This is a genomic window from Streptomyces sp. NPDC093111, from assembly GCF_040683955.1.
Lineage (GTDB): Bacteria > Actinomycetota > Actinomycetes > Streptomycetales > Streptomycetaceae > Streptomyces.
The window spans coordinates 12,305-36,841 of sequence record NZ_JBFBNW010000005.1 but is presented as its reverse complement, the minus strand read 5'-3'; the positions used below and the strand labels follow the sequence as shown (position 1 = coordinate 36,841).

22 protein-coding genes, 1 tRNA gene and 1 pseudogene are annotated in these 24,537 nt (G+C 75.2%); 11 read left to right on the top strand and 13 right to left on the bottom strand.

Going from position 1 to position 24,537, the window contains the following annotated elements:
- Positions 1-63 precede the first annotated feature (63 nt).
- Positions 64-1,149, bottom strand: a complete 1,086-nt coding sequence (locus tag AB0Q96_RS09510) for a hypothetical protein (RefSeq protein ID WP_365323390.1) — start codon at positions 1,147-1,149, stop codon at positions 64-66.
- Positions 1,150-1,577: 428 nt separating this feature from the next.
- On the opposite strand from AB0Q96_RS09510, the gene AB0Q96_RS09505 reads away from it, so the two are divergent.
- Both AB0Q96_RS09505 and lysA read left to right on the top strand, forming a co-directional pair.
- Positions 1,578-1,820, top strand: a complete 243-nt coding sequence (locus AB0Q96_RS09505) for an SAV_915 family protein (protein ID WP_365323388.1) — start codon at positions 1,578-1,580, stop codon at positions 1,818-1,820.
- 13 nt (positions 1,821-1,833) lie between these two features.
- The gene (gene lysA / locus AB0Q96_RS09500; RefSeq protein WP_365323386.1) at positions 1,834-3,168 is read left to right on the top strand and encodes a diaminopimelate decarboxylase; all 1,335 of its coding nucleotides are present in this window, start codon (positions 1,834-1,836) and stop codon (positions 3,166-3,168) included.
- A 26-nt stretch (positions 3,169-3,194) separates the two neighbouring features.
- Here the strand turns inward: lysA and AB0Q96_RS09495 are convergent, their stop codons facing one another.
- On the bottom strand, positions 3,195-3,935 hold the full coding sequence (locus AB0Q96_RS09495) for a DJ-1/PfpI family protein (protein ID WP_365323384.1): 741 nt from the start codon (positions 3,933-3,935) through the stop codon (positions 3,195-3,197).
- A gap of 233 nt (positions 3,936-4,168) precedes the next feature.
- Between AB0Q96_RS09495 and AB0Q96_RS09490 the strand changes: the two genes are divergently transcribed.
- The 3 genes from AB0Q96_RS09490 to AB0Q96_RS09480 are packed head-to-tail and all read left to right on the top strand — an operon-like array spanning position 4,169 to position 6,494.
- Positions 4,169-4,804 carry an ATP-binding cassette domain-containing protein gene (locus tag AB0Q96_RS09490; protein WP_365323382.1) on the top strand — a complete coding sequence of 212 codons (636 nt, stop codon included), beginning with the start codon at positions 4,169-4,171 and terminating at the stop codon, positions 4,802-4,804.
- Positions 4,801-5,715 (top strand): metal ABC transporter permease, encoded by a 915-nt coding sequence (locus tag AB0Q96_RS09485; RefSeq protein ID WP_365323380.1) that lies wholly within the window; start codon positions 4,801-4,803, stop codon positions 5,713-5,715. The genes AB0Q96_RS09490 and AB0Q96_RS09485 overlap by 4 nt, the downstream gene beginning before the upstream one ends.
- Positions 5,628-6,494 carry a zinc ABC transporter substrate-binding protein gene (locus AB0Q96_RS09480; protein ID WP_365323378.1) on the top strand — a complete coding sequence of 289 codons (867 nt, stop codon included), beginning with the start codon at positions 5,628-5,630 and terminating at the stop codon, positions 6,492-6,494. The genes AB0Q96_RS09485 and AB0Q96_RS09480 overlap by 88 nt, the downstream gene beginning before the upstream one ends.
- An 86-nt stretch (positions 6,495-6,580) precedes the next feature.
- Here the strand turns inward: AB0Q96_RS09480 and AB0Q96_RS09475 are convergent, their stop codons facing one another.
- Together AB0Q96_RS09475 and AB0Q96_RS09470 are read right to left on the bottom strand one after the other, a co-directional pair.
- Positions 6,581-8,362 carry a fatty acid--CoA ligase family protein gene (locus AB0Q96_RS09475; RefSeq protein ID WP_365323376.1) on the bottom strand — a complete coding sequence of 594 codons (1,782 nt, stop codon included), beginning with the start codon at positions 8,360-8,362 and terminating at the stop codon, positions 6,581-6,583.
- Complete coding sequence (locus AB0Q96_RS09470) at positions 8,359-10,434, bottom strand: CoA transferase (protein WP_365323374.1); 2,076 nt, start codon at positions 10,432-10,434, stop codon at positions 8,359-8,361. Before AB0Q96_RS09470 ends, AB0Q96_RS09475 begins: the two co-directional genes overlap by 4 nt.
- Positions 10,435-10,588: 154 nt before the next feature.
- Here AB0Q96_RS09470 and AB0Q96_RS09465 point away from each other — a divergent pair, with 154 nt between their 5' ends.
- Together AB0Q96_RS09465 and AB0Q96_RS09460 are read left to right on the top strand one after the other, a co-directional pair.
- Positions 10,589-11,788 carry an acyl-CoA dehydrogenase family protein gene (locus AB0Q96_RS09465; protein ID WP_365323372.1) on the top strand — a complete coding sequence of 400 codons (1,200 nt, stop codon included), beginning with the start codon at positions 10,589-10,591 and terminating at the stop codon, positions 11,786-11,788.
- Positions 11,789-11,802: 14 nt separating this feature from the next.
- Complete coding sequence (locus AB0Q96_RS09460; RefSeq protein ID WP_365323370.1) at positions 11,803-12,345, top strand: hypothetical protein; 543 nt, start codon at positions 11,803-11,805, stop codon at positions 12,343-12,345.
- Positions 12,346-12,406: 61 nt separating this feature from the next.
- On the opposite strand, the pseudogene AB0Q96_RS09455 reads toward AB0Q96_RS09460, so the two are convergent.
- From AB0Q96_RS09455 to AB0Q96_RS09440, 4 genes and pseudogenes are all read right to left on the bottom strand, one after another.
- A pseudogene (locus AB0Q96_RS09455) lies at positions 12,407-12,731 on the bottom strand (transposase); the annotation flags it as partial.
- Between the two features lie 109 nt (positions 12,732-12,840).
- Positions 12,841-12,917, bottom strand: a tRNA-Trp gene (locus AB0Q96_RS09450).
- Positions 12,918-13,002: 85 nt separating this feature from the next.
- Positions 13,003-14,127, bottom strand: coding sequence for a sugar ABC transporter permease (locus AB0Q96_RS09445; protein ID WP_365323368.1), 1,125 nt, complete (start codon positions 14,125-14,127; stop codon positions 13,003-13,005).
- Entirely contained in the window at positions 14,124-15,302 is a 1,179-nt protein-coding gene (locus AB0Q96_RS09440) for an MFS transporter (RefSeq protein WP_365323366.1), read from the bottom strand. The genes AB0Q96_RS09445 and AB0Q96_RS09440 overlap by 4 nt, the downstream gene beginning before the upstream one ends.
- 184 nt (positions 15,303-15,486) lie before the next feature.
- Here AB0Q96_RS09440 and AB0Q96_RS09435 point away from each other — a divergent pair, with 184 nt between their 5' ends.
- Together AB0Q96_RS09435 and AB0Q96_RS09430 are read left to right on the top strand one after the other, a co-directional pair.
- The gene (locus AB0Q96_RS09435; RefSeq protein ID WP_365323364.1) at positions 15,487-16,197 is read left to right on the top strand and encodes a hypothetical protein; all 711 of its coding nucleotides are present in this window, start codon (positions 15,487-15,489) and stop codon (positions 16,195-16,197) included.
- A gap of 118 nt (positions 16,198-16,315) precedes the next feature.
- The gene (locus AB0Q96_RS09430) at positions 16,316-17,038 is read left to right on the top strand and encodes a sigma-70 family RNA polymerase sigma factor (protein WP_365323362.1); all 723 of its coding nucleotides are present in this window, start codon (positions 16,316-16,318) and stop codon (positions 17,036-17,038) included.
- Between the two features lie 84 nt (positions 17,039-17,122).
- Here the strand turns inward: AB0Q96_RS09430 and AB0Q96_RS09425 are convergent, their stop codons facing one another.
- Together AB0Q96_RS09425 and AB0Q96_RS09420 are read right to left on the bottom strand one after the other, a co-directional pair.
- The gene (locus tag AB0Q96_RS09425; protein ID WP_365323360.1) at positions 17,123-17,989 is read right to left on the bottom strand and encodes a DUF3592 domain-containing protein; all 867 of its coding nucleotides are present in this window, start codon (positions 17,987-17,989) and stop codon (positions 17,123-17,125) included.
- Positions 17,990-18,035: 46 nt separating this feature from the next.
- Positions 18,036-19,142 (bottom strand): hypothetical protein, encoded by a 1,107-nt coding sequence (locus tag AB0Q96_RS09420; protein WP_365323358.1) that lies wholly within the window; start codon positions 19,140-19,142, stop codon positions 18,036-18,038.
- 266 nt (positions 19,143-19,408) lie between these two features.
- Here AB0Q96_RS09420 and AB0Q96_RS09415 point away from each other — a divergent pair, with 266 nt between their 5' ends.
- A complete protein-coding gene (locus tag AB0Q96_RS09415; protein WP_365324034.1) occupies positions 19,409-20,863 on the top strand; it encodes a glyceraldehyde-3-phosphate dehydrogenase in 1,455 nt (484 codons plus the stop codon).
- A 75-nt stretch (positions 20,864-20,938) separates the two neighbouring features.
- Here the strand turns inward: AB0Q96_RS09415 and AB0Q96_RS09410 are convergent, their stop codons facing one another.
- Together AB0Q96_RS09410 and AB0Q96_RS09405 are read right to left on the bottom strand one after the other, a co-directional pair.
- Entirely contained in the window at positions 20,939-22,276 is a 1,338-nt protein-coding gene (locus tag AB0Q96_RS09410; protein ID WP_365324032.1) for an MFS transporter, read from the bottom strand.
- A 135-nt stretch (positions 22,277-22,411) separates the two neighbouring features.
- Complete coding sequence (locus AB0Q96_RS09405) at positions 22,412-22,750, bottom strand: metalloregulator ArsR/SmtB family transcription factor (RefSeq protein WP_365323356.1); 339 nt, start codon at positions 22,748-22,750, stop codon at positions 22,412-22,414.
- 90 nt (positions 22,751-22,840) lie between these two features.
- On the opposite strand from AB0Q96_RS09405, the gene AB0Q96_RS09400 reads away from it, so the two are divergent.
- Positions 22,841-23,296: a TerB family tellurite resistance protein gene (locus tag AB0Q96_RS09400; RefSeq protein WP_329425426.1), complete on the top strand. Its 456-nt coding sequence runs from the start codon at positions 22,841-22,843 to the stop codon at positions 23,294-23,296.
- A gap of 111 nt (positions 23,297-23,407) precedes the next feature.
- Here AB0Q96_RS09400 and AB0Q96_RS09395 read toward each other — a convergent pair whose 3' ends face one another.
- A complete protein-coding gene (locus AB0Q96_RS09395) occupies positions 23,408-24,421 on the bottom strand; it encodes a LysR family transcriptional regulator (RefSeq protein WP_365323354.1) in 1,014 nt (337 codons plus the stop codon).
- Positions 24,422-24,537: the final 116 nt, after the last annotated feature.

Below are 24,537 nucleotides of genomic sequence, written 5' to 3'. Positions count from 1 at the left end.
GCGGTCTCTCCCGGGCCGGTCCGGGACCCCCCCGGACCGCCCGTCTCGCGCCGAGCCTACTGCCTACGCGTCCTCCGGTTCCTGGACCATCTCGTCGGCGGCGTACGGGTGCACGTAGCGGTCCTCGCCGAAGGGGGTGAACCAGGTGCCGAAGCCGAGGACCGTCGGCTCGGCCGGGGTGTCGCCCGCGTCGTCGAAGAGCCACTCGAAGTCCTGGTCCTCGTAGACGCCGTTGGAGAAGCACTCCAGCGCCGCGGTGACCTCGTCGTCCAGGAGGCCGTACAGGTCGAGGGTGACGTGCGCCTGCTCCAGGAGGAACTTCAGCACGAGCTCCTCGGCCAGGCAGCCGAGCCGTTCGAAGCCGCCGTCGGTGAAGCGGGTGGTGAGGGCGACGGCCGTGACGAGGAACCGACGGGCGAACAGCTCGTCGTAGCGGGCGGCGTAGCGCACCGGGAGCTGGTCCAGGTGCCAGAGGTGGCCCTCGCAGTCGGCGACGTTGGTGTCCTCCTCGGCGAGCGCCTGCACGTCGTCGTACAGCTCGTCGATGAGCACCTCGGCGCCGTAGACCAGGGCGCCGGCGGCCAGTTCGGCGGCGCCGGGGCCGACCCCGAACTCGTCGACGGGGTCGACGACCCCGAACGCGGCCGGGGGGAAGGACCGCAGCCGTGCGGCCATGCCCCGGATCTCGGCCTCCGGGTCGTGCGTCTCCTCGGCCGGTTCGAAGGGCTCGTCGGCCTTCCGGGCGTGCTGGGCGCGCCGGACCTGCGGGTCGCTGGGCGGGGCGTCGGGCCCGTCGGCGGCCTCCAGGCTCTCCCGGGCGAGATCGGTGTGCAGCTTGACCTCGCTGCTCTCCACCACCCAGTCGGCCAGCACCTCGGACCGTTCCAGGACCTCCTGGGTCACGGAGCCGACGGCGTCCTCCGCGACCTCCAGCGAGGGAGCCTCGACGAACACGTTCAGGATCGCGCCGCCGGGATGGACCCCGACGACGACGTCGAGGACGCCGACCTCGACCCCGTCGGGCCCCTCGACCCCGGCCACGGAGTCGAAGCCCCGCTCCAGCAGCGTCCCGGCCCCGATCCTGCGCAGCTCGTCCAGCTCGGGAGCACCGTCGGGTATGCACGTTTCCACGGTTACGACGTACGTCACGACGGCAAGCGTGCCAGCTCCCCGCGCGCGGATCGAGGTGATCGCGCAATCTCGTCGGACGAATCGGCGCCTCTCAGGCGCACGATCCGGCGGGCGCTCGGGCGCCACTCGGGCAGCACTCGGGCACCACTCGGGCGCCACTTAGGCGCACGATTCGCGTCAAACCGGCGTCAGGGGTACGTCAGGGGAGCTCCCGGGCGCCGGGGGCGGGCGTAGCTTCGACGCACTGCCCCGGCGCGAACGCCGCCGGAGCGCACGCCCGTTCCCTGGAGGAACCATGCCCCACGTCCAGTGCGGTGAGCTGTACGGCGATGATCCCGAGCCTTCCGAACAGGTGCCGGCCGGACGGCTCTGCGTCCCCGTCCGGCCGGTCGCCCACGGCTGCGCCCCCCCGCCTGTTCCGCACCCCCGTCGGGGCCCGTACGGCGGTGGCGTTCACGACGCCCGCCCGGCTCCGTGCCGTCCTCGGCGCCGACCAGCCGTGGACGCCGCTCGCCGAGCCCGCGCTGCGGGCGCTGGTGCGGCCGCTGGGCATCGACGCCCTGACCGTCGACCCGACGCTGACGGCCCCGGCCCCGGTCCCGGGCCCCGTCCCGGGCTCCGTCCCTGGCCGGGGCGCCGGCGCTCCGGTCGCCGGCCCCGTCCGCCCGCTGACCGCGTCCGCGCGCTGAAGGGCGGCCCGAGATGACCGTGACGCCGCTGCCTCCGGTCGCCGCCCCCGCGGCCGACCTGTCCGTGTGGCCCGCCGGCACCGAGGAGCGGCCCCATGGGCGCCTGGCCGTCGGCGGGGTGCCGCTGGACGAGCTCGCCGAGAGCCACGGCACCCCCCTCTACGTCCTCGACGAGGCCGAGGTGCGCGAGCGCTGCCGCACCTATCGTGACGCGTTCCCCGAGGCCGACGTCCACTACGCGGCCAAGGCGTTCCTGTGCCGGGCCCTGGCCCACTGGGTCGAGGAGGAGGGGCTCGGCCTGGACGTGTGCTCCGCCGGGGAGCTGGAACTCGCCGTCACGACCGGCTTCCCGCCCGAGCGGATCCTGCTGCACGGCAACGCCAAGTCGCCGGAGGACCTGCGGACCGCGCTGCGGCTCGGCGTGGGCCGGATCGTCATCGACAGCCCCGCCGAGATCGCCCGGATCGCCGCCGCCGTCGGCCCCGGCGAGCGGCAGCGGGTGATGCTGCGGGTGACGCCCGGGATCAGCGCGGGCGGCCACGCCAAGATCCGTACCGGCTCCGACGACCAGAAGTTCGGGCTCTCGCTGCGGGACGGGCACGCCCAGCACGCGATCACCCGGGTCCTCGGCCAGCCCCGGCTGCGGCTCACCGGGCTGCACTGCCACCTCGGCTCGCAGATCACCGACGTCAAGCCGTACCTGGTCGCGGTCCGCCGCATGGTGGGCCTGATGGCCCGCACCCGGGACGCGCACGGGGTGGTGCTGTCCGAGCTGGACCTCGGCGGCGGGCACGGCATCGCGTACCGGCCGGGCGACCCCGTGCTCGACCTGACCGCCCTCGCCCGCAGGGTGCGGGCCGAACTGGCCGAGAGCTGCGCGGGCGCGGGACTGCCCGTGCCCCGGCTCATCGTCGAACCGGGGCGGGCGGTGACCGGCCCGGCCGGAGTGGTCGTCTACCGGGTCCTGGCGGTCAAGGCGACCCCCGAGCGCTGCTTCGTCGCCGTGGACGGGGGCATGAGCGACAACCCCCGCCCGGCGCTGTACGGGGTGCGGTACGCGCCCCGGCTGATCGGACGCCGGTCGGAGGCCGAGGTGCGGCGGGCGACGGTCGTGGGGCGCCACTGCGAGGCCGGGGACGTCCTGGCCGAGGACGTCCCGCTGCCCTCGGACGTGCACCCGGGCGACCTGCTCGCGGTGCCGGTGGCCGGCGCGTACCACCTGTCGATGGCCTCCACGTACAACCTGGTCGGCCGTCCGCCCGTGGTGGCCGTCGCCGCGGGGACGAGCCGGCTGCTCGTACGCCGTGAGACGCAGGCCGACCTCCAGGCCCGCGACGTGGGCCTGTAGGACCCCGTGGGGCTCGCCGCCCGGCCCTAGGCGGAGGTCCAGACCGTGCCGCGGGCCTCGTACTCCAGCATCGTCTCCAGACCGGTGGCGGTGTCGGAGCCGAGCTCGCGGTGGACCAGCCACAGGGCGAGCTCCAGGCCGGAGGTGACGCCGCCCGCGGTGACGAGGTCGCCGTCGTCGACGACCCGGGCGTTCTTGACCAGGCCGCCCTGGCCCTCCAGGTCGGCCTTGGCCTTGTGGTGGGTGGTGCAGGGGCGCCCCCGGGTCAGGCCGGCCGCCGACAGGAGCATGACGCCGGTGCAGAGCGCGGCGACGGTGAGTCCCGGGCGGGCGGCCGCCGCGAGGGCCCGGGGCAGGGTGCCCCGGTCGATCTCGGCCCAGACGCCCGGGCTGTCCCGGCGCGCGTACCCGCCGCCGGGGACGAGAAGGATGTCGGCCTCCTCGGGCGCCCAGGGCCGGATGCCGCGGACGGACGTCCCGTAGGCGGCGGTGACGGAGCGCGCGCCCGCGGCCGAGACGTAACGGACCTCCACCGGACGGGTGGTGAAGAAGCCCGCGCCGGACAGGACCTCGTAGGGCGCGGCGAAGTCGAGCTCCTCGACGCCGTCGAAGAGGGGGATGTGCACGCGCAGCGGCCGGTTCGCGGCGGGGCCGGGCGCGGCGCCGGTGCCGGGGCCGGGCGCGGCGCTCGCCGCACCGGCCGTGGCCGCGAGGGCGCCCGTGGCGCCGAGGGCGGTGGTGGCGCGGAGTAACTGCCTGCGGTTCATGGGAAGCTCCTGGACTGCTGTGACGGGTGGGGTGGATGAGATCGATGGGATGAGAGCAGCCCGAGTGTTCTGTGGGATCTGTGGGCTCTGTGTGCTCCGTGTGTTCCCGGGAGGGGGTCGGTCGGCGCCGCCCCGGGGTTCCGGCGAATCCGTGGGAACCCCGGGGCGGCGCCCGCCGACTTCTCCCCCGCCCGTGAGGCAGGGCAGGGCGGGGCAGGGCTGAGAGGCAGGGCATGGGCGGACTGGACATACGCATGCGTGAGGTCGGCTGCCGCCATGGGCGTACGGAGGCCGTCGCCGACGTCGACCTGGTGATCGCGGCGGGTGAGCGGGTGGCCCTGACCGGGACCAACGGCTCCGGGAAGACGACGCTGCTGCGCGCGGTCCTCGGACTGCACCCGCACACCACCGGCACCATCGAGGTCGGCGGGCGCACGGCCCGCTCGGCGGCCGAGTGGGCGGCGCGCCGCCGGGCCTGCGCGTGGATCCCGCAGAAACCGGCGGCGGGGCGTTTCCCGTTGCGCGGCGACGAGCTCCTGGCCAGCGGCGGCGCACCCGCCGAGGCGGCCGAGGCGGCCGGTCGGCTCGGTGTCGGCGGCCTGACGGACCGGCCCGTACACACCTTGTCCGGCGGCCAGTTGCAGCGCATGTACCTCGCCAGGGCGCTCGGCTGCGTGGCGGCCGGCGCGCAGGTGCTGCTCGCCGACGAGCCGACCGCCGCGCTGGACTTCGCGGGGCAGGAGGAGGCCGCCGACGTGCTGGCGGCGCTGCCGGTGACGCTCGTGGTGGTCACCCACGACCGGGCGCTCGCCGCGCGCTGCGACCGGGTCCTGGAGATGGCCGCGGGGCGACTGCGGGAGGTGCGGTGAGCGCGCTCGCGACCGCCGATCTGGGGGCGCTGCTCGACCTGGTGCCGGTGCGGCGGGCGGGGTTCGCGCTGCTGCTCGCCGCCGTGGGCCTGCCGGTGGTCGGGGTGGTGATCGTCGGGCTCGACATCATGCCGGTGCGGTTCGCGATGATGCACGTGGCCCTGCTGGGCATCGCGGTCGGTCTGCTGACGGGGCTCGATCCGATGCTGTGCGCGCTGGTCGCCTGCGCGCTCTCGGGCGCGGGCGTCGCGCCGCTGGCCCGTACCCCGGACGGACTCTCGGGCGCGATGGGCCTGTTGATGAGTCTGGCCATCGCGGGCGCGCTGCTCGTCCTCGCCGTCTCGGGCGTCAACGCCTCCGGGGCGTTCGCCCTGTTGTGGGGCTCGATCCTGTCGGTCGGCACGGCGGACCTCGTCGTCCTGGCCGTGCTCGCCGTGACCGTGCCGGCGCTGTTGTGGTGGCGGCGGCGCGAGGTGGCGCTGCTGCTGTACGACCGGGAGCTCGCCCAGTGTTCGGGGGTGCCGGTGCGGCTGCTCACCACGGTGCTCCTGGTCCTCGTCGCGGTGGCGGTCGCCGGGGCGATCAAGCTCACCGGCGCCCTGCTCGTCGACGCCCTCACCCTGCTGCCCGCGCTGGCCGCGCGGCGCCTGGGCCGCTCGCTGCGGTCGATCGTGCTGTGGGCGGTCGGCATCGGCGTCGGCGTCAATCTGACGGGCTTCCTGCTGGCCCTGTGGCTGGACTGGCCGCCCGGCCCGGTCCTGGTCCTCACGGCGGGGTTCGTCGTCCTCGCCGTCCATCTCGTCCCCGAACGGAGAATCCGCCCATGGCGCGCTTCCGCGTCCGCACCACCCTCCTCCCCCGCCTCCCCCACACCCCCCGCCTCGCTCCCCTCCTTCCCCTCCTCGCACTGAGCACCGCCCTCCTCCTGACCTCGGCCTGCGGGACCGCGGACCCGGCCCCGGGGGCGGCCGACGACCACGCGACGCCCGGAGGGAACGGCAAGCCGGTGGTCGTGGCGACGACGACCTGGGAAGGTGCCTTCGCGAAGGCGGCGGGCGCGGAGGACGTGACCGTGATCGTGCCGCGGTCGGTCCATCACGCCCCCGACTACGACCCGAAGCCCTCCGACCTGGCGGCCGTCGCCGGGGCGGACTTCGTGCTGTACGCGCCGTTCGAGCCGTACGCCGCGAAGATCAAGGAGGCGGCCGGTTCCAAGGCCCGGCTCGTCGAGGTGAACCTCGACAACGAGCCCGGCAAGGCAGCCGCCGAAGTCGCCCGCCTGGGCGCCCTGTTCGGCACGAAGGAGACGGCGGCGCACTGGAAGACGGGCCTCGACGCGGAGGTGGCGAAGCTGCGCGGCGAGCTGCGCGCGGCCTGGCCGGGCGGCCGCAGCCCCGCGGTCGTCACGCAGGTCTTCACCGGCTGGGCGGCCGGCCTCGCGGGCGCCACGACGGTCGGCACGTACGGCCCCGAGCCCGTCACCCCGGCCCAGCTCGCGGCCCTGTCCGCGAAGAAGCCCGCGCTCGTCCTCGACAACGCCCACATGTCGACGGGCACGGTCCTGCCCGACTCGGGCGCCCGGCAGGTGGAGATCGCCAACTACCCGGCCGAGGACCTGGACCTGCTCGCCGTGTACCGGGGCGCGGCGACGGAACTGAGGAAGGCGATGGGCGGCGCGGCGGCCGGCTGACCGCTCGACCGCGTGAGGGAGGGCGGGGGCCTCGGCCCCCGCCCTCCCTCACGTCCGCCCCCGCTGCCTCCCCCTCCCTCCTTCCCTCACGCCTCCGCGGGTACGGGGGTGAGTGCGGCCCGTCGGCGCAGTTCGCCCCGGTCGGGCTTGCCCGCCGCCGTGAGCGGAAGGGCGTCGAGCAGGAGGAGCAGCTCGGGGTGCTTGTGGCGGTCGAGTCCGCGGGCGGTCAGATGCGTACCCAGATCCGGGAGCGCCGGGCCCGCGCCGGGCCCCCTGGGCACGACGCAGGCGGCGAGCCGCTCCCCCATGAGCGGGTCGGGGACCCCGACGCACACCACGTCACGGACCCGGGGATGGGCGGCGAGTTCGCGTTCCACCTCGGCGGGGCTGATGTTGGCCCCGCCTCGGATGACGACGTCCTTGAGCCGTCCGACGACGTGGAGCAGGCCGTCGGCGTCGAGGTAGCCGAGGTCGCCGGTGCGGACCCAGCCCTCGGGGGTGCGGTAACGGGCGTCGAGCTCGGGGGCGGCGACGTAGCAGAGCGGGGTCATCGGGCCGCGCGACACGATCTCCCCGATCCGGCCGCCGGGCAGCGGCCGGTGGGTGTCGGGGTCGGCGATGCGGATGTCGGCGACCCGGGGGTCGGGCCTGCCGACGACGATGCCGACGGAGGCCCCGGCGGGACGAGCCGGTCTCTCGGCCGTGGCCCTCCCCCCGATCTCCTCCATGGCTTCCGTCGCCTCCACTGCCTCCGCCGTCTCCGTCACCTCCGTCGCCTCCGTCGCCTCCGTCGCCTCCGTCCTCTGCGTTCCCTCCATCCCCGTATGGCAGTTGACGCCGTCCGCCGACCCGTACAGGTTGACGACGGGGCAGCCGAAGGCCGCGGTGGCGGCCGTGGCGGTGGCCTCGTCGAGCGGGGCGCCGCCGAGGACGACGGCGAGGGGGGCCGGGAGCGTCCCGGCCGTCCCGGCCGGCTCCAGGTGTTCGAGCATCATCCGGATCATGGTGGGGACGCCGAGGACGTGGGTCGGGGCGTGGGCGCGGACCGCCGCGAGGGCCGCCTCGGGCGTGAAGTGGTCGAGCAGCACCAGGGTGCCGCCGTGCCGGGCGAGGGTGACGGCCGTCCCGCTGGAGCCGAAGGCGGAGGCCAGGGGGACGAGGAAGAGGCAGCGCGGCGGGGTGGCGTCGGGCAGGAGGGAGGCGAGGAAGTTGCCTCGGCCGCCGGCGAGGGCGTTGTGCGAGTAGGCGACCATCTTCGGCGCGGCCTCGGAGCCGGAGGAGACCAGGATCCGGACGGCGCCGTCGGGGTCAGGGCGGGCGGGGACGAAGCCGGTGGGGTCGGTACGGAGCAACCCGGCCAGCGGAATCGTTCCTTCTGGTGCGGTGCCCGGCCCGGCGGAGATCACGTGCCGCAGGGCGGGCAACGCGGGCGCGAGCGCGAGCAGGTCGGCCGCGCGGGTCCGCCCCCGGTGCTCGGTGGCGGCGATGACGGCGACGGCCTCGGCCCGCCGCAGCAGCCCCTCGGCCTCCGGGGCCGCCCGGCCGACCGGGAACGGCAGGGCGACGGCGCCCAGGGCGGCGAGCGCGAGATCGGCGACGACCGCGGCGCGCCCGTCGGGGAGCTGGACCCCGACCACGTCCCCGGAGCCGACACCGAGCAGCCGCAGCCCCTCGGCGAGACATCGGACCTTGCGGTCGAGCGCCGTGTAACAGAGCGCCCCTTTGGCGTCGATCACGGCGGTCCGGTGCGGGTCGGCGATCTGCCGGGCCCGGAACAGGCTGTACAGGTCGAGGTCGGGACAGAGCCCTTCCACCGCCCAGGAGCGACGGAGCCGGGCGGGCAGCAGATCGTGCAGGACGACGGTCACGCGAAGCTCCAGGGGTCGGGAACGGCGGGCGCCCCGTGCCGGTCACGGCCGATCGGGCCGGGCGGGCGCGGGTCGAGGACGGCGGTGCGGGGGGACACGAGGGTGGTGAGGGCGGTGGCGGGTACAGGGGCAGGTGCCGGGGCGGGTGCAGGAGCGGTGGTGGTGCCGCCGGACACGGTGTCGCCGCCTACGGCGTCCGCGAACGTGGTCCCGGCAGCCATGGCGCCACCCCCTATGGCGTCGGCGCCCGTGTCGCCACTTCCCATGGCGTCGCCGCCCATGGAGCCACTCCCTATGCCGTCGCTCCCCATGGCGTCCCGCCCCACCGGCAACGCCCCCAGGTCGGTGACGACCCGGACGGCGGTGAGGCCGTGGGTGCGGAGCAGGGCCAGGGCCTCCGTGGTCGGCAGGGTGTGGAGGGGGTACGTGGCGGCTGCGGCGGCGGAGGTGTCGGTGGGGGCGATCCGGCCGTCGGCGGTCGGGAGGGTGTCGCGGAAGCCGGCCGGTCCGCGCGGGGCGGCGCCCCGGGCGGCTCGGCGCAGGGCGGGGGCCAGGAGGGTGTCGGCCGCGCCGAGCAGCGAGGACTCCACCCGCACGCCGAGGCCGGTCCGTTCGCGCAGCAGGAGTCCGGCGAGGACGGCCTCGGTGCCGTGCAGGCCGCCGAGGAGGTCGAGCAGGGTCATCAGGGACGGCACGGGCGGTTCGCCGTCCGGGTGGACGGCCTCGCCGACGCCGGTGCGGGCCTGGACCATGAAGTCGGTGCCCATGGGGGCGTCGGGCAGCCGCCCGGCCCAGCCTCCGGTGTAGGCGTACACGAGCGAGGGATTGGCGACGCTCAGGTCCGCCGCTTCGAGGCCGAGTTCGGCGGCCTTGCCGGGGGCCCAGTTGTGCAGGAACACGTCCGCTTCGGCGGCGAGCGCGCGCAGTGCGTCCCGGTCGCCCGGGGACTTGATGTCGAGCTCGACGGCTTCCTTGCCCCGGTTGAGGGCGAGCCAGCGGGCGGAGACGCCGGAGCAGGCGGGCGGCATGCCGCGCAGCGGGTCGCCGCCGGGCGGCTCGATCCGCAGGACGCGGGCCCCGAGGAGGCCGAGGAGGTGGGCGGCGAGGGGTGCCTGGATCCGGCGCCCGGCTTCCAGGACGGTCAGCCCTTCCAGCGGCCGGCCCGCGGACGCCGCGGCGGCACCGGAGCGAGGCGCGGCGCGGCCACCCGGCCCGAGGGGCCGCAACGTCCACGGGTCGGGCCGGGCGCCCGCCTCTTCCCGGGCGCGTTCGGCGAGCGTCCGCAGCCGGCACACCTCGGCGCCCGAGCGGGCGGCGGCCTCCCGGATGCGCCGCATGCCGTGGGCGAGGGCGGTCGCGTGCAGGGCGGGCGGCAGGGGTGCGCAGGCGGTGGCGTAACGGAACTGGAAGGGGCGCCATCCGGCCCGTATCGCGTCGGCGGGCGCGTCGAGGTCCCGCCAGAACGCGGCCCAGGCGCCGGGGTCCAGGGTCTCCAGCTCGAAGAGGGTTCCTTCGCGGGAGGTGAACGGCGGTCCTCCGGGGGCGAGTTCGACGGCTTCGGGTTCGTCGGCGCCGGCGGCGGCGAGGTACTGGGAGACGAGGAGGAGTCCCGTGCGGTCGGCGGCCGTGTCCACCTGGCCGACGGGTGCGCTGCCGCGGGCCCGGCCGATCAGGGCGGCGAGCAGCCCCTGGACGGTGAGGACGCCGGTGGCGGTGGCGAGGAGGTCGACACCCAGGCCGCGCGGGGTGCCGTGGCGGCGTCCGTGGACGCCCATCACGCCGGTCGCGGCCTGCGCGGTGGCCTCGTCCTCGACACCGGAGCCGGGCGTGCCCCAACGGGCGCGGGCGCGCACGGCGGGGAACCCGCCGCCCCCGAGGACGAACCGCGCCTCGCCGGTGCGGGCCCCGTCGGCGGACCGTCCGTCCACCTCGGACGCCGGCTCCCCCGTACTCGCCCCCAGGCGGCGCAGGTGGTCGTCGACCACCCAGGTGAGCGCGGTGGGTCCGGCGGACCGGAGCCGCAGTCCGTCGAGGGGCCGGGCGGGTCCCGGTTTCGTCGTCGCTGACGCCATGCTGCTCGTCTCCTCGCGCGTCTCGGGGGCGGGGCAGGGGTGGGGATGGAGGTGGAGGTGGGGGCGGGAACCGGTGGGCGGAGGGGGCCGACCACCTCCACGGGCAGACAGTCGGACGCGTGTTCTGCCGAGTTCCCGGTGAGAGGGGAGAGTGGTGACGGAGCCGACGGCCGCCGACGAGGTGGAGCGACTGCGGGAGCGGGTCGCCGTGTTCGTGCGGGAGCGGGTGTTCCCGCACGAGGCGCGGCTGGACGCGGGTGGTCCGGAGGCCGCCCGGATCAGGGCGCGGCTGCGGGAGGAGGCTCGGGAGGCGGGCCTGTGGGCGTTGCCGCTGCCGACCGAACTGGGCGGCGGGGGCCTGTCCTTGGAGGCTTACGCGACGTTGGCGGAGGCGGAGGGGGCGAGCGACCACGGCCCGGCCGTTCTGGGTTCGGCCCCGCTCCTGGACGTGACGATGCTGGCCCGGCACTGCTCGCCCCGGGTGCGGGCCGCCCACCTGCCGCGGCTCGTCTCGGGGGAGCTCCGCGCCTGTTACGCGATGACGGAGCCCGACACGCCCGGTACGGAGCCGGCCCTGACCGCGACGCGGGCCGAGCGGCTGCCGGGTGGCGGGTGGTGCGTGAGCGGGCGCAAGTGGTTCGTGTCGAACGCCCTGGACGCGGATCTGGTGACGGTCCTGGCCCGGACGAGCGGCGAGCCCGGCGACCGGTCGGGCCTCTCGCTCCTCCTGGTGCCCACCGCCTCCCCCGGTTTCCGTGTGGTGCGCGAACTGCCGGTGTTCGGCGCGACCGGACAGTACGAGATCGCCCTGGACGGGGTGCGGGTCGACGAGGAGCAGCTGGTGGGCCCGCCGGGCGGGGCCCTCTCCGTGGCGGGCGAGCGTCTGCAACTGGGGCGCACCTTGCGGGCGTTGCGGTGGCTCGGTCAGGCCGGGAGGGCCTTCGACCTGCTCTGCGGGCGGGCCGTCGCCCGGCAGGGCGCCCGGGGCCCGCTGGCGGACCACCAGCTCGTCCAGCGGCACGTGTTCGAGGCGTTGCTGGCCCTGCGCTCGACGCGGCCGCTGGTGTACGAGGCGATGGCCCTGGTCGCGGCGGGCCGCGACGCCGCCGTGGAGGTGGGGCTGGCGAAGACGGCGGCGGCCCGCACCCTGCAGGACGTGGCGGACCGGGCCGTGCAGGTCTTCGGCGCGGCGGGCCTGGGCCCGGACACCGCGCTGCCGGCCCTGCTCCGCACCGGCCGTACGGCCCGTGTCCTCGACGGCCCGGACGAGCTGCACATCACGTCGGTGGCGCGCAGGGTGTTGCGTGACCTGGGAACTTCCGAGGGTGCTCGTCCGTTCCGGAGGGCGACCTGACCACTGAAAGAAGAGTGAGCACGACGATGGCCATGGTGGGCCTGTTCTGGATCGCCGAGGGCGACGTGTACGTGGGCGCGAAGCCGTCCGGGCACGCGCCCGGAGTGCGCCTGACCCCGGAGGCGGTGGTGGGCCTCGGTGACGGGCAGTCCCGGCTGCACCTGTGGGAGGAGATAAGGGACCTGACGGTGTCGGGGGTTCCGCTGAGGACGCTGATGCGGCAGGTCGGCGCGGTCAAGGACCTGGCGCTCGGCACGGTGCTGGAGCTGGCCATGGCCGGCGGCTCGGGCCTGGGGGGCGAGGCCCCGCCGCTGATGACGGTCGGGGTGGAGACGGCGGACGGCGTCCATGAGCTGATGACGTACGTGGCCGCCGCCCGGGGTTACTCCGAGACCGAGGCCGATCTCTCCCGCAGCCTCCTGGCCCGTCTGACGGAGGGTGAGGCTACCTTGGAGACGACGCTGGCGACGATGGCGCGGTGGGGCCGCGCGTGGGAGGGCGGGACGCCCCGCCGCGCGGAGCGCGAGGAGCTGCTGCGGGAGTGGCTGGGCGGTTAGACCCGGCTCCGACGGGGGTCGGCTCCCTCGGGCGCGGACGCGCCCGGCGGGCGGAGGTCCGTCGACGGGCCCGGCGGACGGAGGCGTCCCGCCGGGACGGTCCAGGCGATGTCGTCGACGGCGGTGTCCGCCTCCGTGAGGACGACGGTGAGGACCCGTTCCCACGTGCCGTCCGTGGCCCATCGGATCAGCCGCCGGTGCGCGGTCTGGAAGGACCCGAGCTCGTCGGGCAGGTGCCGCCAGGGCGCGCGGGTGCGGTACTTCCAGGCGATGGCCTCCAGGGTGCGGCGGTGGTCGGCCCACGGCCGCCCGTGGGCCGGGTCGGCCGGCATCAGCGGCTCGATCCGGTCCCACATCGCATCGGTGATCACACGCCGGAAGGACACGCCCGCTCAACCGTCCGGCCCGCCCGGGGGACACGCCCCGCCCGGGACCGTGCCCCGGACGCACCGACGAACGACAGCGCCCCCACCCGGAAGGTGGGGGCGCTGTCGGTGGCAGGGGTGACAGGAGTCGAACCTGCGGCATCCGGTTTTGGAGACCGGCGCTCTGGCCATCTGAGCTACACCCCTCTGCGGGCCCCAGCATGCCATCCCCCGGGCCCGGCACGCCAACTCGTTTCCCCGCGCGCTCCGGCACCGCCGGGTACGGGGCTCCTCAGACCCGGGTCAGGTCCACGTCGCCGCGGAGGGCGGCGAGGCCCAGGGCGAGGAAGAAGTCGCCCCAGACGAGTTCGTGCCAGACGGCGGTGCGTTCGGCCGAGTCGTAGCAGCCGTCCAGGAGCATGCCGCCCGGGCGGGTGCCGTCGGAGGGGGTGAGGTGGGCGTGGACGAGGCGGTGCAGGATCGCGTCCGAGCGGGCCGAGCAGGCGGTGGTCCAGGGGGCGTCGGGGACCAGGGCGAGTTTGCGGAGGGCCACGGCGGCGATGGCGGCGGCGGAGGTGTCGAGGGGGCCGTCGGGGTGGCGGGCGTCGGCGGGCGGGATGAGCGGGCCGGTGAGGAACTCGCCGGTGCGGAGGAGTTGTTCGGCCGCCTCGGCCAGGGTCGCGGTGCCGGGGCGGTGGTCGGGGGCGGGACCGGTCGCCGACCGGTCCGCGCCGACGCCGAGGAGGCCGTCGGCCACCGCGAGGAGGAGCCAGGCCTCGCCCCGGGTCCAGCCGGCGGCCGGTTCGGGTGCCGCGGTCCAGGTGGCGGACGTCTCGTCGTAGCGCCAGGAGGGCTGGGGGCGCCGTCCGTCGCCGGGCAGGCACAGGTCGAGGTGCCGGCGCAGGTGCGCGTCGGCCGCCCGCCGGCCCTCGGGTCCGGCGGCGGCGAGCAGGGGTACGAGGCCGGGCACTCCGTCCGCCCTGGCCCGCAGCCGCTCGCCGCCGAGCGCCGCGCCCCAGGGGACGAGGCCGTGACGCGGGTCCCACGCGTCGAGGACGCTCCGGGCCGCGCGGGCCCGCAGCGCGTCGGCGCCCTTGTCCTCGAAGGCCAGCGCGGTCCCGTACCAGAGGATGAGCCCGCGGGTCGCGGTGTCGGAGCCGGCCCAGGGCGCGAGGCGGGCCGTGCACGCGGAGGCGGCGAGGACGTCCGACGGGGAGACCCCGGCCCGGTGCCGGGCACGCAGCCACAGCAGCCCGGCCCAGAAGCCGCCGGTCCAGGAGCCGCGGCCGGTCGTCGTCCAGCGCCCGTCGCCGGGCTCCGCGTACAAGGGGAAGCGGGAGCCGACCTGTCGGGCGGTCCGGCCGACCCGGTGGAGGACGACGGCGAGGGCCGGCTCGGCCCAGTCCGGGACGCTCACGCGACGCACTCCCTCGTACGGCGGTCCCGCAGCGCCCAGGTGAGGGCGACGGCCCCGGCGGCGCCGAACTCGGCGGCGACCAGGAGCCAGCCCTGGTCGTACCGGCCGCTCGCGGCGAGCGTCCCGAACAGCGGTGGGCCGACGGCGAATCCGGTGAAGAAGCCCGCGGCGACGAGCGCCGAGTCCTGTCCGGCGCGCCCGGGGGCGGAGCGCTGGAGGACCAGCACCATGGAGACGGCGTTGCCGGCGACGGCGAACCCGCCCACGGCGACCGCCCCCGCCCACACCAGCGGCGGGGCGTGCGCGGCGAGGGCAAGCAGCGCGGCGGCGGCCACCGCTCCGGCGGCGAGCCCGCCGGGCAGCCACGGGGCGCGGCCGGGCACGGCGGCGCGGGACCAGCCGACGCGGCCCGCGATGCCGGCGAGGCCGAGGACGGCGACCAGGGCGCCGGCCACGGCCGGGCCCATGCCGAGCGGCCCGGCGCCGTACAGCGCGAGGTAGGTGTTGACGGACGCGATGCCCGCGCCGAGGAAGACGGAGAAGGCGGCGAGCCAGCCGACCGTGCGCCGGTCCCCCGCCGCCGGTCCGCCGGGTGGTGTGGGTGCGGGTGACATGTGCGGCGGCACCATGTGCCAGGCCCACGCGGCGGCGAGCAGCGCCACCGCGGCCGCCGCCCACACCGCGCCCCGCCAGCCGAGCACGCCCGCGGCGGAGGCGAGGGGCAGGCCCGCGACGAACGCGCCCACCTGCACCCCGGACTGCTTGGTGCCGGTGACCGCGCCCCTGCGGGCGGGCGGGACGGCCGCCAGGATCGCCTTGTTGGTCGCCGGGTTGGCCAGGGCCTGGGGTAGGCCGCCGAGGGCGACCGCGGCCAGCAGGAAGCCCGGTCCGGGCGCGGCGCCGATCAGGGCCAGGGCGAGCGCCGACAGCCCGAGGAGGGTGACGAGCGCGCGCCGGGGGCCGATGCGGTCGACGATCCGGCCGCCGAGCGGCGACAGGACGGCGGCCGTGCCGAAGCCGACGGTGGTGGTCAGACCGAGCAGGGTCTCGGAGACGCCGAGCCGCTCCACCAGGCGCGGCCCGAGCGCGCCGAGCAGGAACAGCTGCATCATCGAGAACGCCATGGCCGTCGTGAGCAGCGCGGTCAGCCCGCGCGCCGGGCGCCCGTCGTTCAACCGTCAGCCCTCCCCCGTGCCGCGCCCGGTGCCTCCGGGACGGTTCCGTGAGGAGGAGTCGGCCGGGGCGGCCGGGGAGTTCCCGGGCCCTCTTGTGGGACGGACCACATGTCGCGTAGGCATGTCGTCCACGGTTCGTGGGGGCGGGCAGGCCACCGGGGAGGGGTGCGAGGATGGGCACGCCATGACACCGGGCCGATTAGCGCGTGCGGTACGGGCCGCCCTGTTCGCGGCCGTCTGCGTGCTGCTCGCGGCCACCGGCCACATCCTGATGTCGGGCCGTCCGGTGGGCGGTTGGGTGCTGGCCGCGGCCTTCGCGGCGACGGCGGCGGCCGCCTGGGCCGTGGGCGCCCGCGAGCGGGGCCTGTGCGCGGTGACGGCGGCGGCCGTGGCGGTGCAGTCGGCGCTGCACTCGGTGTTCTCCTGGGCGCAGTCCGGCGGCGCGGCGGCACACGCGGGCATGGGCATGGACATGGGTGAGGCGTCCGGGCACGCGGGGCATCCGGTCATGGAGCGGCTGCCGGCCGCGGCCGGCGCCCACGACATGGCGTCGACGGTGTCCTCGCTCGGCGACCTGGCCGATCCGTCCGTCCCGGCCCATCTGTCGGGCTTCTCGCTCTCCTCGTCCTCCGGCATGCTCGCGGCGCACCTGCTGGCCGCGTTGCTCAGCGGTCTGTGGCTCGCACACGGGGAGCGCGGGGCGTTCCGGCTGCTGCGGGCGCTGCCCGCCGGACTGTTCCGGCCGCTCGGTCTGCTCCTCGCCGTCGTGCCCGTCCCCGTGGACCGGCCGCGTTTCCGCCCCGTACGCCCGGCTGACGAGCGGGCGCCCCGGCGGCTTCATCTCGCCCACTCCCTCGTCTCGCGGGGTCCACCGCCGGCAGGCGCTGTCATCTGATCCGACAGCTGGTTCCCCGAGCCTGCCGGCCCTCACACGGCCGCCGCTCGGGCCTCGGCCGTGCCCTCCGGCAGGCCGTACCCTCCGCCTTCCTTCAAGGACCCAAGGACCTGTGGCGATGACCCCTGCCCTCAGCCAGGACCCCACCCCCGATCCCACCTTCGATCCCACCCCCGATCCCACCCGAGACCCCTCCCGCGACCGCCCCCCGACACAGCCCGGCACGCGGACCCGGCCTCACCCCCGTACCCACCACTCCGCCGAGTCCGACGCCGCCACCACCCTGCTGGCCCTCGCCGCCCGGGACGGAGACCCCACGAAAGCCGACCAGTTCGTCCGCGCGCTCCACCGCGACGTCTGGCGCTACGTGGCCTACCTCAGCGCCGACCGCCAAGCGGCCGACGACCTCACCCAGGAGGTGTTCCTCAGAGCCCTCGCCGCCCTGCCCCGCTTCGAAGGCCGCTCCTCCGCCCGCACCTGGCTGCTCTCGATAGCACGACGCACCGTCGTCGACAGCCTCCGCCACGCCGCCGCCCGACCCCGACTCTCCGACCGCGACGACTGGCAGACCGCCGCCGAACACGCACAACCCCGCGACCTGCCCGGCTTCGAGGACGGCATCGCCCTCACCGACCTCCTGTCCACCATCCCCGACGAACGCCGCAACGCCTTCGTCCTCACCCAACTCCTCGGCCTGCCCTACGCAGAAGCCGCCGAAGCCATCGGCTGCCCCGTCGGCACCGTCCGCTCACGCGTGGCACGAGCCCGGGCCGCACTGCTCGCCCTGCTGCGGCACGACGAGGGGGTGACGGGCAACTCGCCCGTTCTCGCGGTCGCCTGACGTCGAGTCAATCGGTCGGCCGGTCGCGTCGGTTGTCATCGGCGCGTCGGCCGCGCCCACCGGCTCCTCTTGAGCCGGTGGGTGTCAGCCCGCGATCAGGATCCCTCCCGCCACGAGCGCCGCCACCCCCACGAGGAGCGCCCCGACGCCGAACACGATCTCGCCGACGCGGGAGCGGTGTTCGGCGGCGAGGTCCGTGGTGAAGGCGACCGGGTCGTCGGGCCGGTAGTGGATGGTGAGCTCCCGGCCGTGCGCCTTGGCGGGGTCGCGCAGCCCATGGGTGCGGTAGGCGGTGACGGCGGTGCCGTCGCGGGTGGTGAAGGCGACGACCGGGGTGTGGCTGGTGACGGTGTCGCCGTCCTCGTCGACGGTGACGTCCTTCAGCACGGCGATGACGCGGCCGGGTACCGGGCCGCCGGAGGCGAGGCTTTCGACGCGCAGGCGCGTGTCGCGGACGGCCCCGGGCAGGTAGGTCGCGCCCAGCAGGGTCCAGGGCGCTCCGAAGCCGATCAGGGCCCACGGCCAGCCCCAGTCGACCGAGGCGACGACGACCAGTCCGACGTAGATCAGGAAGACGGCGAAGTTGGGCCAGCCGATTCCCAGCCGGCCCTCGTCCGGGTCGGTGGTGAAGCGGTAGGCGTGCGGTCGGCCCGGGGGGTAGCGGATGCCGATCTCCCGGCCCGTCCAGGCCGTGCTGATCCGGTCTCCGTGCTCGCCGTCGTTGGTGACGGTGAACTCCTGCCCGGTGGAGGGGTCGCGGAAGGTGACGACCACGGCGATCCCCTCGCGCCCGGAGCTCCCGTGCCGCGGCTCTCCGACCCGCTCGATCCGGCCCATGACGCGGACCGCCCGCTGGCCGGCGGTGACCCCGGCCAGTGACCGCCCGTAGCCGACCAGCGCGACGGTGCCGAGAACGCCGCACCACAACGCCAGAAATCCGTGCCAGCCCATCTGTGCTCCTCCTGGTCCCACTGGTCCAAGCTGTCGGCTCGCCGGGTCAGCGCGCCGGGATGCGCCGCACGATCTCGCCGTCGCCGTTCGCCTCCAGCGAGGCGGCTCCGTCGGTGCCGGTCACGCCGACCCTGAGGGTGAGGGAGCCGGTCAGGCTCTCGGCGGTGAGCTGCCAGGTCCGTGGGGAGCGGACGCCGAGGGTGGTCCTGGCCTCCCGGACGAGGGCGGGGATGCGCGGGTAGGGCAGGGCGTCCAGGTCGAAGCCGGGGGCCTGCGAGCCCGTGGGGGTGAAGACGACCGTCAGGAGGCGGTCCTGCACGACGACGGTGAGGGCCTGGCGCTTCTTCTCGCCCTTGGTGAGCGAGTCGACCGCGTGGCGCAGCCGGCCCTCGTCGAACATGGACTGTCCGGGGCCGAGGGCGACGGTGCCGGAGGCCGCCGAGACGATCGTGGTGGTCGGGGTGTCGGGGTCGGCGGGCCCGGCGGCCGAGGGGGGCCGTGCGGTGGTGTCGTCGGGGCCGAAGAGTTCGGCCCGGAAGAGGTAGACCACGCCGGCCGCGGCGAGCAGCAGGGCGAGGAGCGTGAGGTAGCCGGCGAAGGTGCTGCCGCCGGTCGGTTCGCCCGCGAGGACCGGGCCGGGCGCCGAGTCGATGCGGGCCCCGGCCGCGCGGTCCTCCCACTCCGGTGTCGGCCGCTTCACGAGCTTCACGGCCCACGGCTGGTGCGGCGGGTACTGGACGACGACGATGCCGCGCGGTTTGTAGTCGGGCAGGTCGACGAGGTTGATGTACTGCGTGGACTCGACGCGGTACGCCGGCCCGTCGTCCGGGGCGACGGTGAGGTCGAAGCGGACGGACGCGTCGCTGCCCTCTCCGCTGGTGGCGCGCAGGCTCTCGATCATCGCGAGCGCGGTGCGGGGGACGACGGCCGCCTCGCGCCGGCGCGCGGGCGCGCCGGCGGCGAGGAGCAGCAGTCCGTAGGCCACGGGGACGGCCAGGCCGCCGACCAGCAGGGGGACGCGTTCGAGGATGGTGCCGACGACGAGTGCGGCGAGCGAGCTCCCGATCACGGCGCCGGTGAGGATTCCGCGGGCGAGGTGGAGGGTGGTGCTGCGCCTCGGCGGTGCGCTCGGGGTGGCCGGCGTGATCGTCATAGGGGGATTGTGTCGGGCCGGGCCTCGGTCCGGTAGGCGTCCGGGCGTCCTTCTGCCGCTCAACGGCGGTTCGTGGGGTGGGTGTTGTCACCGGCGCGGCGTCGGGCGGGGGTCCGGGCCGCGGTGGGGTGGTGACGCTCCGCTCATGACCGGAATGGCCGGTTCTCGGCGACGTGACGACCGCCTCGCCGGGGACCCCTTGAAGGACGGGATGACCGTCGGGTTAGCATATGAGCACTGCCTAGCTCGATCGAGAGATGCTTTCTGTGACTGTCAACGAGGACTCGTTCACAAACTGGAAGAACCGCGAGGAGATCGCGGAGTCCATGATTCCGATCATCGGGAGGCTGCACCGGGAGCAGGACGTCACCGTCCTCCTGCACAGCCGCTCCCTGGTGAACAAGTCGGTGGTGAGCATTCTCAAGACCCACCGATTCGCCCGCCAGATCGACGGCGAGGAGCTCTCGGTCACCGAGACGATGCCGTTCCTCGAGGCGCTCACCACCCTCGACCTGGGCCCGTCCCAGATCGACATCGGCATGCTGGCCGCGGAGTACAAGGCCGACGACCGCGGTCTGTCGGTGGCGGAGTTCACCGCCGACGCCGTCGCCGGTGCCATCGGCGCCAACAAGATCGCGCGCAGCGACGGCCGTGACGTCGTCCTGTACGGCTTCGGCCGCATCGGCCGCCTGGTCGCCCGCCTGCTCATCGAGAAGGCCGGCTCCGGCAACGGTCTGCGCCTGCGTGCCATCGTCGTCCGAGGCGGCGGCGACCGGGCCGCCGAGGACATCGTGAAGCGCGCCTCGCTGCTGCGCCGGGACTCGATCCACGGCCAGTTCCAGGGCACCATCACCGTCGACGAGGCGAACAGCACGATCGTCGCCAACGGCAACTCGATCCGCGTCATCTACGCCAACGACCCCTCCGAGGTCGACTACACGGCGTACGGCATCGAGAACGCCATCCTGATCGACAACACCGGCAAGTGGCGCGACCGCGAGGGTCTGTCCAAGCACCTGCGCCCCGGCATCGACAAGGTCGTGCTGACGGCTCCGGGCAAGGGCGACGTCCCGAACATCGTGCACGGCGTCAACCACGACACGATCAAGCCGGACGAGCAGGTCATCTCCTGCGCGTCCTGCACCACCAACGCGATCGTCCCGCCGCTGAAGGCGATGGACGACGAGTACGGTGTGCTGCGCGGTCACGTGGAGACCGTCCACTCGTTCACGAACGACCAGAACCTGCTGGACAACTACCACAAGGCCGACCGTCGTGGCCGGTCCGCGCCGCTGAACATGGTGATCACCGAGACCGGTGCCGCCTCGGCCGTCGCCAAGGCGCTGCCGGAGCTGAAGGCCCCGATCACCGGCAGCTCGATCCGCGTCCCCGTCCCGGACGTCTCGATCGCCATCCTCAGCCTGCGCCTGGGCCGCGAGACCACCCGCGAGGAGGTCCTGGAGTACCTCCGCGACGTCTCGCTGCACTCGCCGCTGAAGCGCCAGATCGACTTCACCACGGCGCCCGACGCGGTCTCGATGGACTTCGTGGGCTCGCGCCACTCGTCGATCGTGGACGCCGGCGCGACCAAGGTCGACGGCGACAACGCGATCCTGTACCTCTGGTACGACAACGAGTTCGGCTACTCCTGCCAGGTCATCCGGGTCGTCCAGCACGTCTCGGGCGTCGAGTACCCGACCTTCCCGGCTCCGGCGGTCTGATCCGGCGGGCCGTACGGCACTGCATCGCGTGAACGGCGGTGGGGCTCCTGCCCCACCGCCGTTCCGCGTTCCGCGTCACGGGGCGTGCGCCGGCCAGCGCCGGTGCAGGGCGTCGATGTGGAAGGCGTGGCTGTGCGGGCCGGCCGCTCCCGCCAGGTGCGGGTGGTCGGCCGGCAGCTCGGGGTGGAGGTGCGCCAGGGCGACCGGGTCCGTACGGGGCCACAGGCGGGCCGCGGCCAGCGCGGCGGCCAGGGCGAGCCCTCCCAGGACCGCCGCCGTCGGCGCGGGGCCCGCGCGGGTGGTGAGGAGCCCGGCCAGCGGGTAGGCGAGCAGCCAGCAGGCGTGCGAGAGCGAGAACTGGGCGGCGAACGCGGCGGGCAGGTCGCCCGAGGCGGCCGAGCGGCGCAGCAGCCGCCCGCTGGGGGTGAGGACGGCGGAGGTGGCCGCGCCGACCAGCAGGTAGCCGGCGAGCAGCCCGGGCCAGGGCCAGGCGCCGGGCGGGGCGGCGAGGACGAGCGCGAGCGGTCCGAGGACGCCGGGCAGGGCGAAGGCGCCGGTCAGCATGAGCCGGCGTTCGTCGAGCCGGTCGAGGAGGCGGGGCAGCAGCAGCGCGACGCCCATGGAGCCCGCCCCGTACGCGCCGAGCGCGAGCGGCACGTCGGCGGCGGGCCGCCCGAGGGTGTCGCGGACGAGGACGACGGTGCCGACCAGGACCAGGGCGCCCGCCGCGGCCACGGCCAGGTCGAGGGCGAGCAGGGCGCGCAGTCGTGGGGTGGCGAGGAAGAGCCGGGCTCCGGAGCCGGCGCCCGGGCGGCGCCCCTTCCGGTCCGGGTCGGGCGCGGGCGGGCGCGGCAGGGCGACGGAGAGCACGAGCAGCCCGGAGGCGAGGAAGCCCGCCGCGGTGCCGCTGAAGAGCCAGGGGTACGGGACGAGGGCGAGGAGCGCGGCGGCGAGGACCGGTGAGACGAGGCTCTCCAGGTCGTAGGCGAGCCGGGAGAGCGACAGGGCCTCGGTGTAGGCGCGCTCCTCGGGCAGGACGTCGGGGACGGTCGCCTGGAAGACCGGCGTGAAGGTGGCGGACGCGGCCTGGAGCAGCAGGATCAGGCCGTAGATCTGCCAGACCTGGTCGACGAAGGGCAGGGCGAGCGCGGCGCAGGCCCGGACGAGGTCGGCGCAGACGAGCAGGGCGCGCCGGGGCACCCGGGCCGCGAGGGCCGCGGCGAACGGGGCGACGGCGACGTAGGCGCACATCTTGAGGGCGAGGGCGGTGCCGAGGACCTGGGCGGCGTCGGCGCCGGCGAGGTCGTAGGCGAGCAGGCCGAGGGCGACGGTGGCGAGGCCGGTGCCCAGGAGGGCGACGACCTGGGCGGCGAAGAGTCGCCGGTAGGTGCGGTGGCGCAGTACGGAGACCACCGGGAGCGCGGAGGGCGCGGACGGCACGGGCGGCACGTATCCACCGTAACCGACACGTGCGCGATTGCGCACATGTTGACGCCATACGACCGGCCGGCCGCCCCGGCGAGCGCCGGGCGCCGGGCGCTCGCCGGGTCAGTCGTGCCAGGGCTCTCCGCTCACCTCGTGGTCGGCGCGGCTGACCGCCTCGACGACCAGTCGCTTGAGGTGCCCGTCCGGCATCGCGTACACGACCCGCCGCCCGTCCCTGCGGGACTGGACGAGACCGCCGATCCGCAGCTTGGCGAGGTGCTGGCTGACCGCGGGCCGGGAGGCCCCGCACGCCTCGGTCAGGGCGCTCACGTCGGCCTCGCCCTTGGTGAGCAGCCAGACGAGCTGGAGGCGGGTGGGGTCGGCGAGGAGGGCGAAGACGGCGGCCGCGGCGGCGAGTTCGGGCGGGCCCGGGCTCCGCTCGTGGGTTTGACGTTCCGGCATGTCCTCATCGTAGGCAGGGGCGGGAACCACCCGCCCCGCTGGTACGTTCTACAGGCCAGTAGAAACAACCGACGTCTGGAGTGCTTGCACATGGCCCTGTGGGACCGCATCAAGGAGTCCGCATCGACGATGCAGACCCAGCTGGTGGCGAAGAAGAACGACCTCAAGAGCGGCGCGTTCCGCGACGCGAGCATGGCGATGTGCGCGCTGGTCGCCGCCGCGGACGGTTCGATCGACCCGTCGGAGCGGCGCCGCGTCGCCCAGCTGATCGCCTCCAACGAGGTGCTGCAGAACTTCGACGCGACGGATCTGCAGCGCCGCTTCGACGCCAACCTCGACAAGCTGGCCGCCGACTTCGACTTCGGCAAGGTCAGCGTGCTCCAGGAGATCGCCAAGGCGAAGAAGAAGCCGGCCGAGGCCCGCGCGGTCGTGCAGATCGGCATCGTCATCGGCGGCGCCGACGGCGACTTCGACAAGACGGAGCAGGCCGTGGTCCGCGAGGCCTGCTTCGCGCTCGATCTGCCGCCGCACGAGTTCGACCTGTAGCGGTCGCGTCTGCGCACGCGCGGAGAAGGAGAGGTGCCACGGCGCACCGCCGCCCTCGGGGCCCGGTCGGGGGTGTGGGTCCGGGGAGGGGGCGGTGTGCCGTGACACCGTTCAGGGGGTGGGCCGGCCCGCGACGCCCGTGTCGAGGGCGGGGAGCACGGCCGGGTCCTCGCGGTGGCCGGGATCGACCGCGCAGGCGAGGGCGGTGGCCTGACGGAGCGTCTCCGTGAGGTTCTCCCAGTCGAGCGCGGGGCGGTCGTCGACGCGCGCGGAGACGAGCGAGGCGTTCCAGCGCATCCGGGGGACGCCGGGCAGCGGGCGCAGCCCCGGGGCCTCGCGCGGGGAGGTGGCGAGCGCCATCGGGAGCATCGCGCAGCCGAGCCCGGACTGGGCGGCGGCACGGACTCCGGCCATGGAGCCGAGTTCGTGGATCTCGGGCGGCCCGTCGGAGCGGAGCCGGAGGAATTCGGGCAGCCAGCGCTGCGAGGGACAGTCGGGGTCCGCGATGACCACCTGGCGGCCGGCCGAGGCGCGTCCCCGGGCCCGCGAGACGCCGGTGACGGGCACGAACTCGACCTCCTGGACCCGTACTTCGGTGAGGTCGTCGGGACGTTCGACGCGCGGCTGGTCGGGCAGTCCGGCGGGCAGCGCGGTGGGATCCTCGGCCTCGACCACGGTCAGGACGAGGGCGCCGTCGATCGATCCGGCGCGGAAGGCGTCGTGGATCTCGGCGGTGCCCATGACCCGAAGGGCCAACTGGACGCCGGAGAGCAGGCGTCGGCCGATGTGGGTCACCCGGGCGAGCTGCTGTCCGTACGCGAGGGCGGGGACGATGCCGACGGTCATCCGCGGCGGGTTGGCCGCGGGGCGGCGCAGGGCGGTCTCCATCTCGCCGACGAGGGTGAGGATCTGACGCGCGTACTCGGTCAGGACGGTACCGGCGCGGGTCAGGCGCACGCCGCTGGGCAGTCGTTCGAAGACAGGCTCCCCCACCTGTCGTTCCAGCGCGCGCATCTGCGCGGTGACGCTGGACTGCGAGTACCCGAGGCGGCGGGCCGCCTGGGTGAAGGACCCGGTCAGGGTCACCTCGCGAAAGGTTCTCAGGGTTCTTGCGTCGATGTCCACGTGAATAACCCCCTTGCCGCACCCCGGCGGCAGCTGGACTCGGATGGCCGGTCACGCCACCCGTTCGATCGCCCCAGTCGGTCTGTCACACCACAGGGGTGCCGGCACGCTGTGTC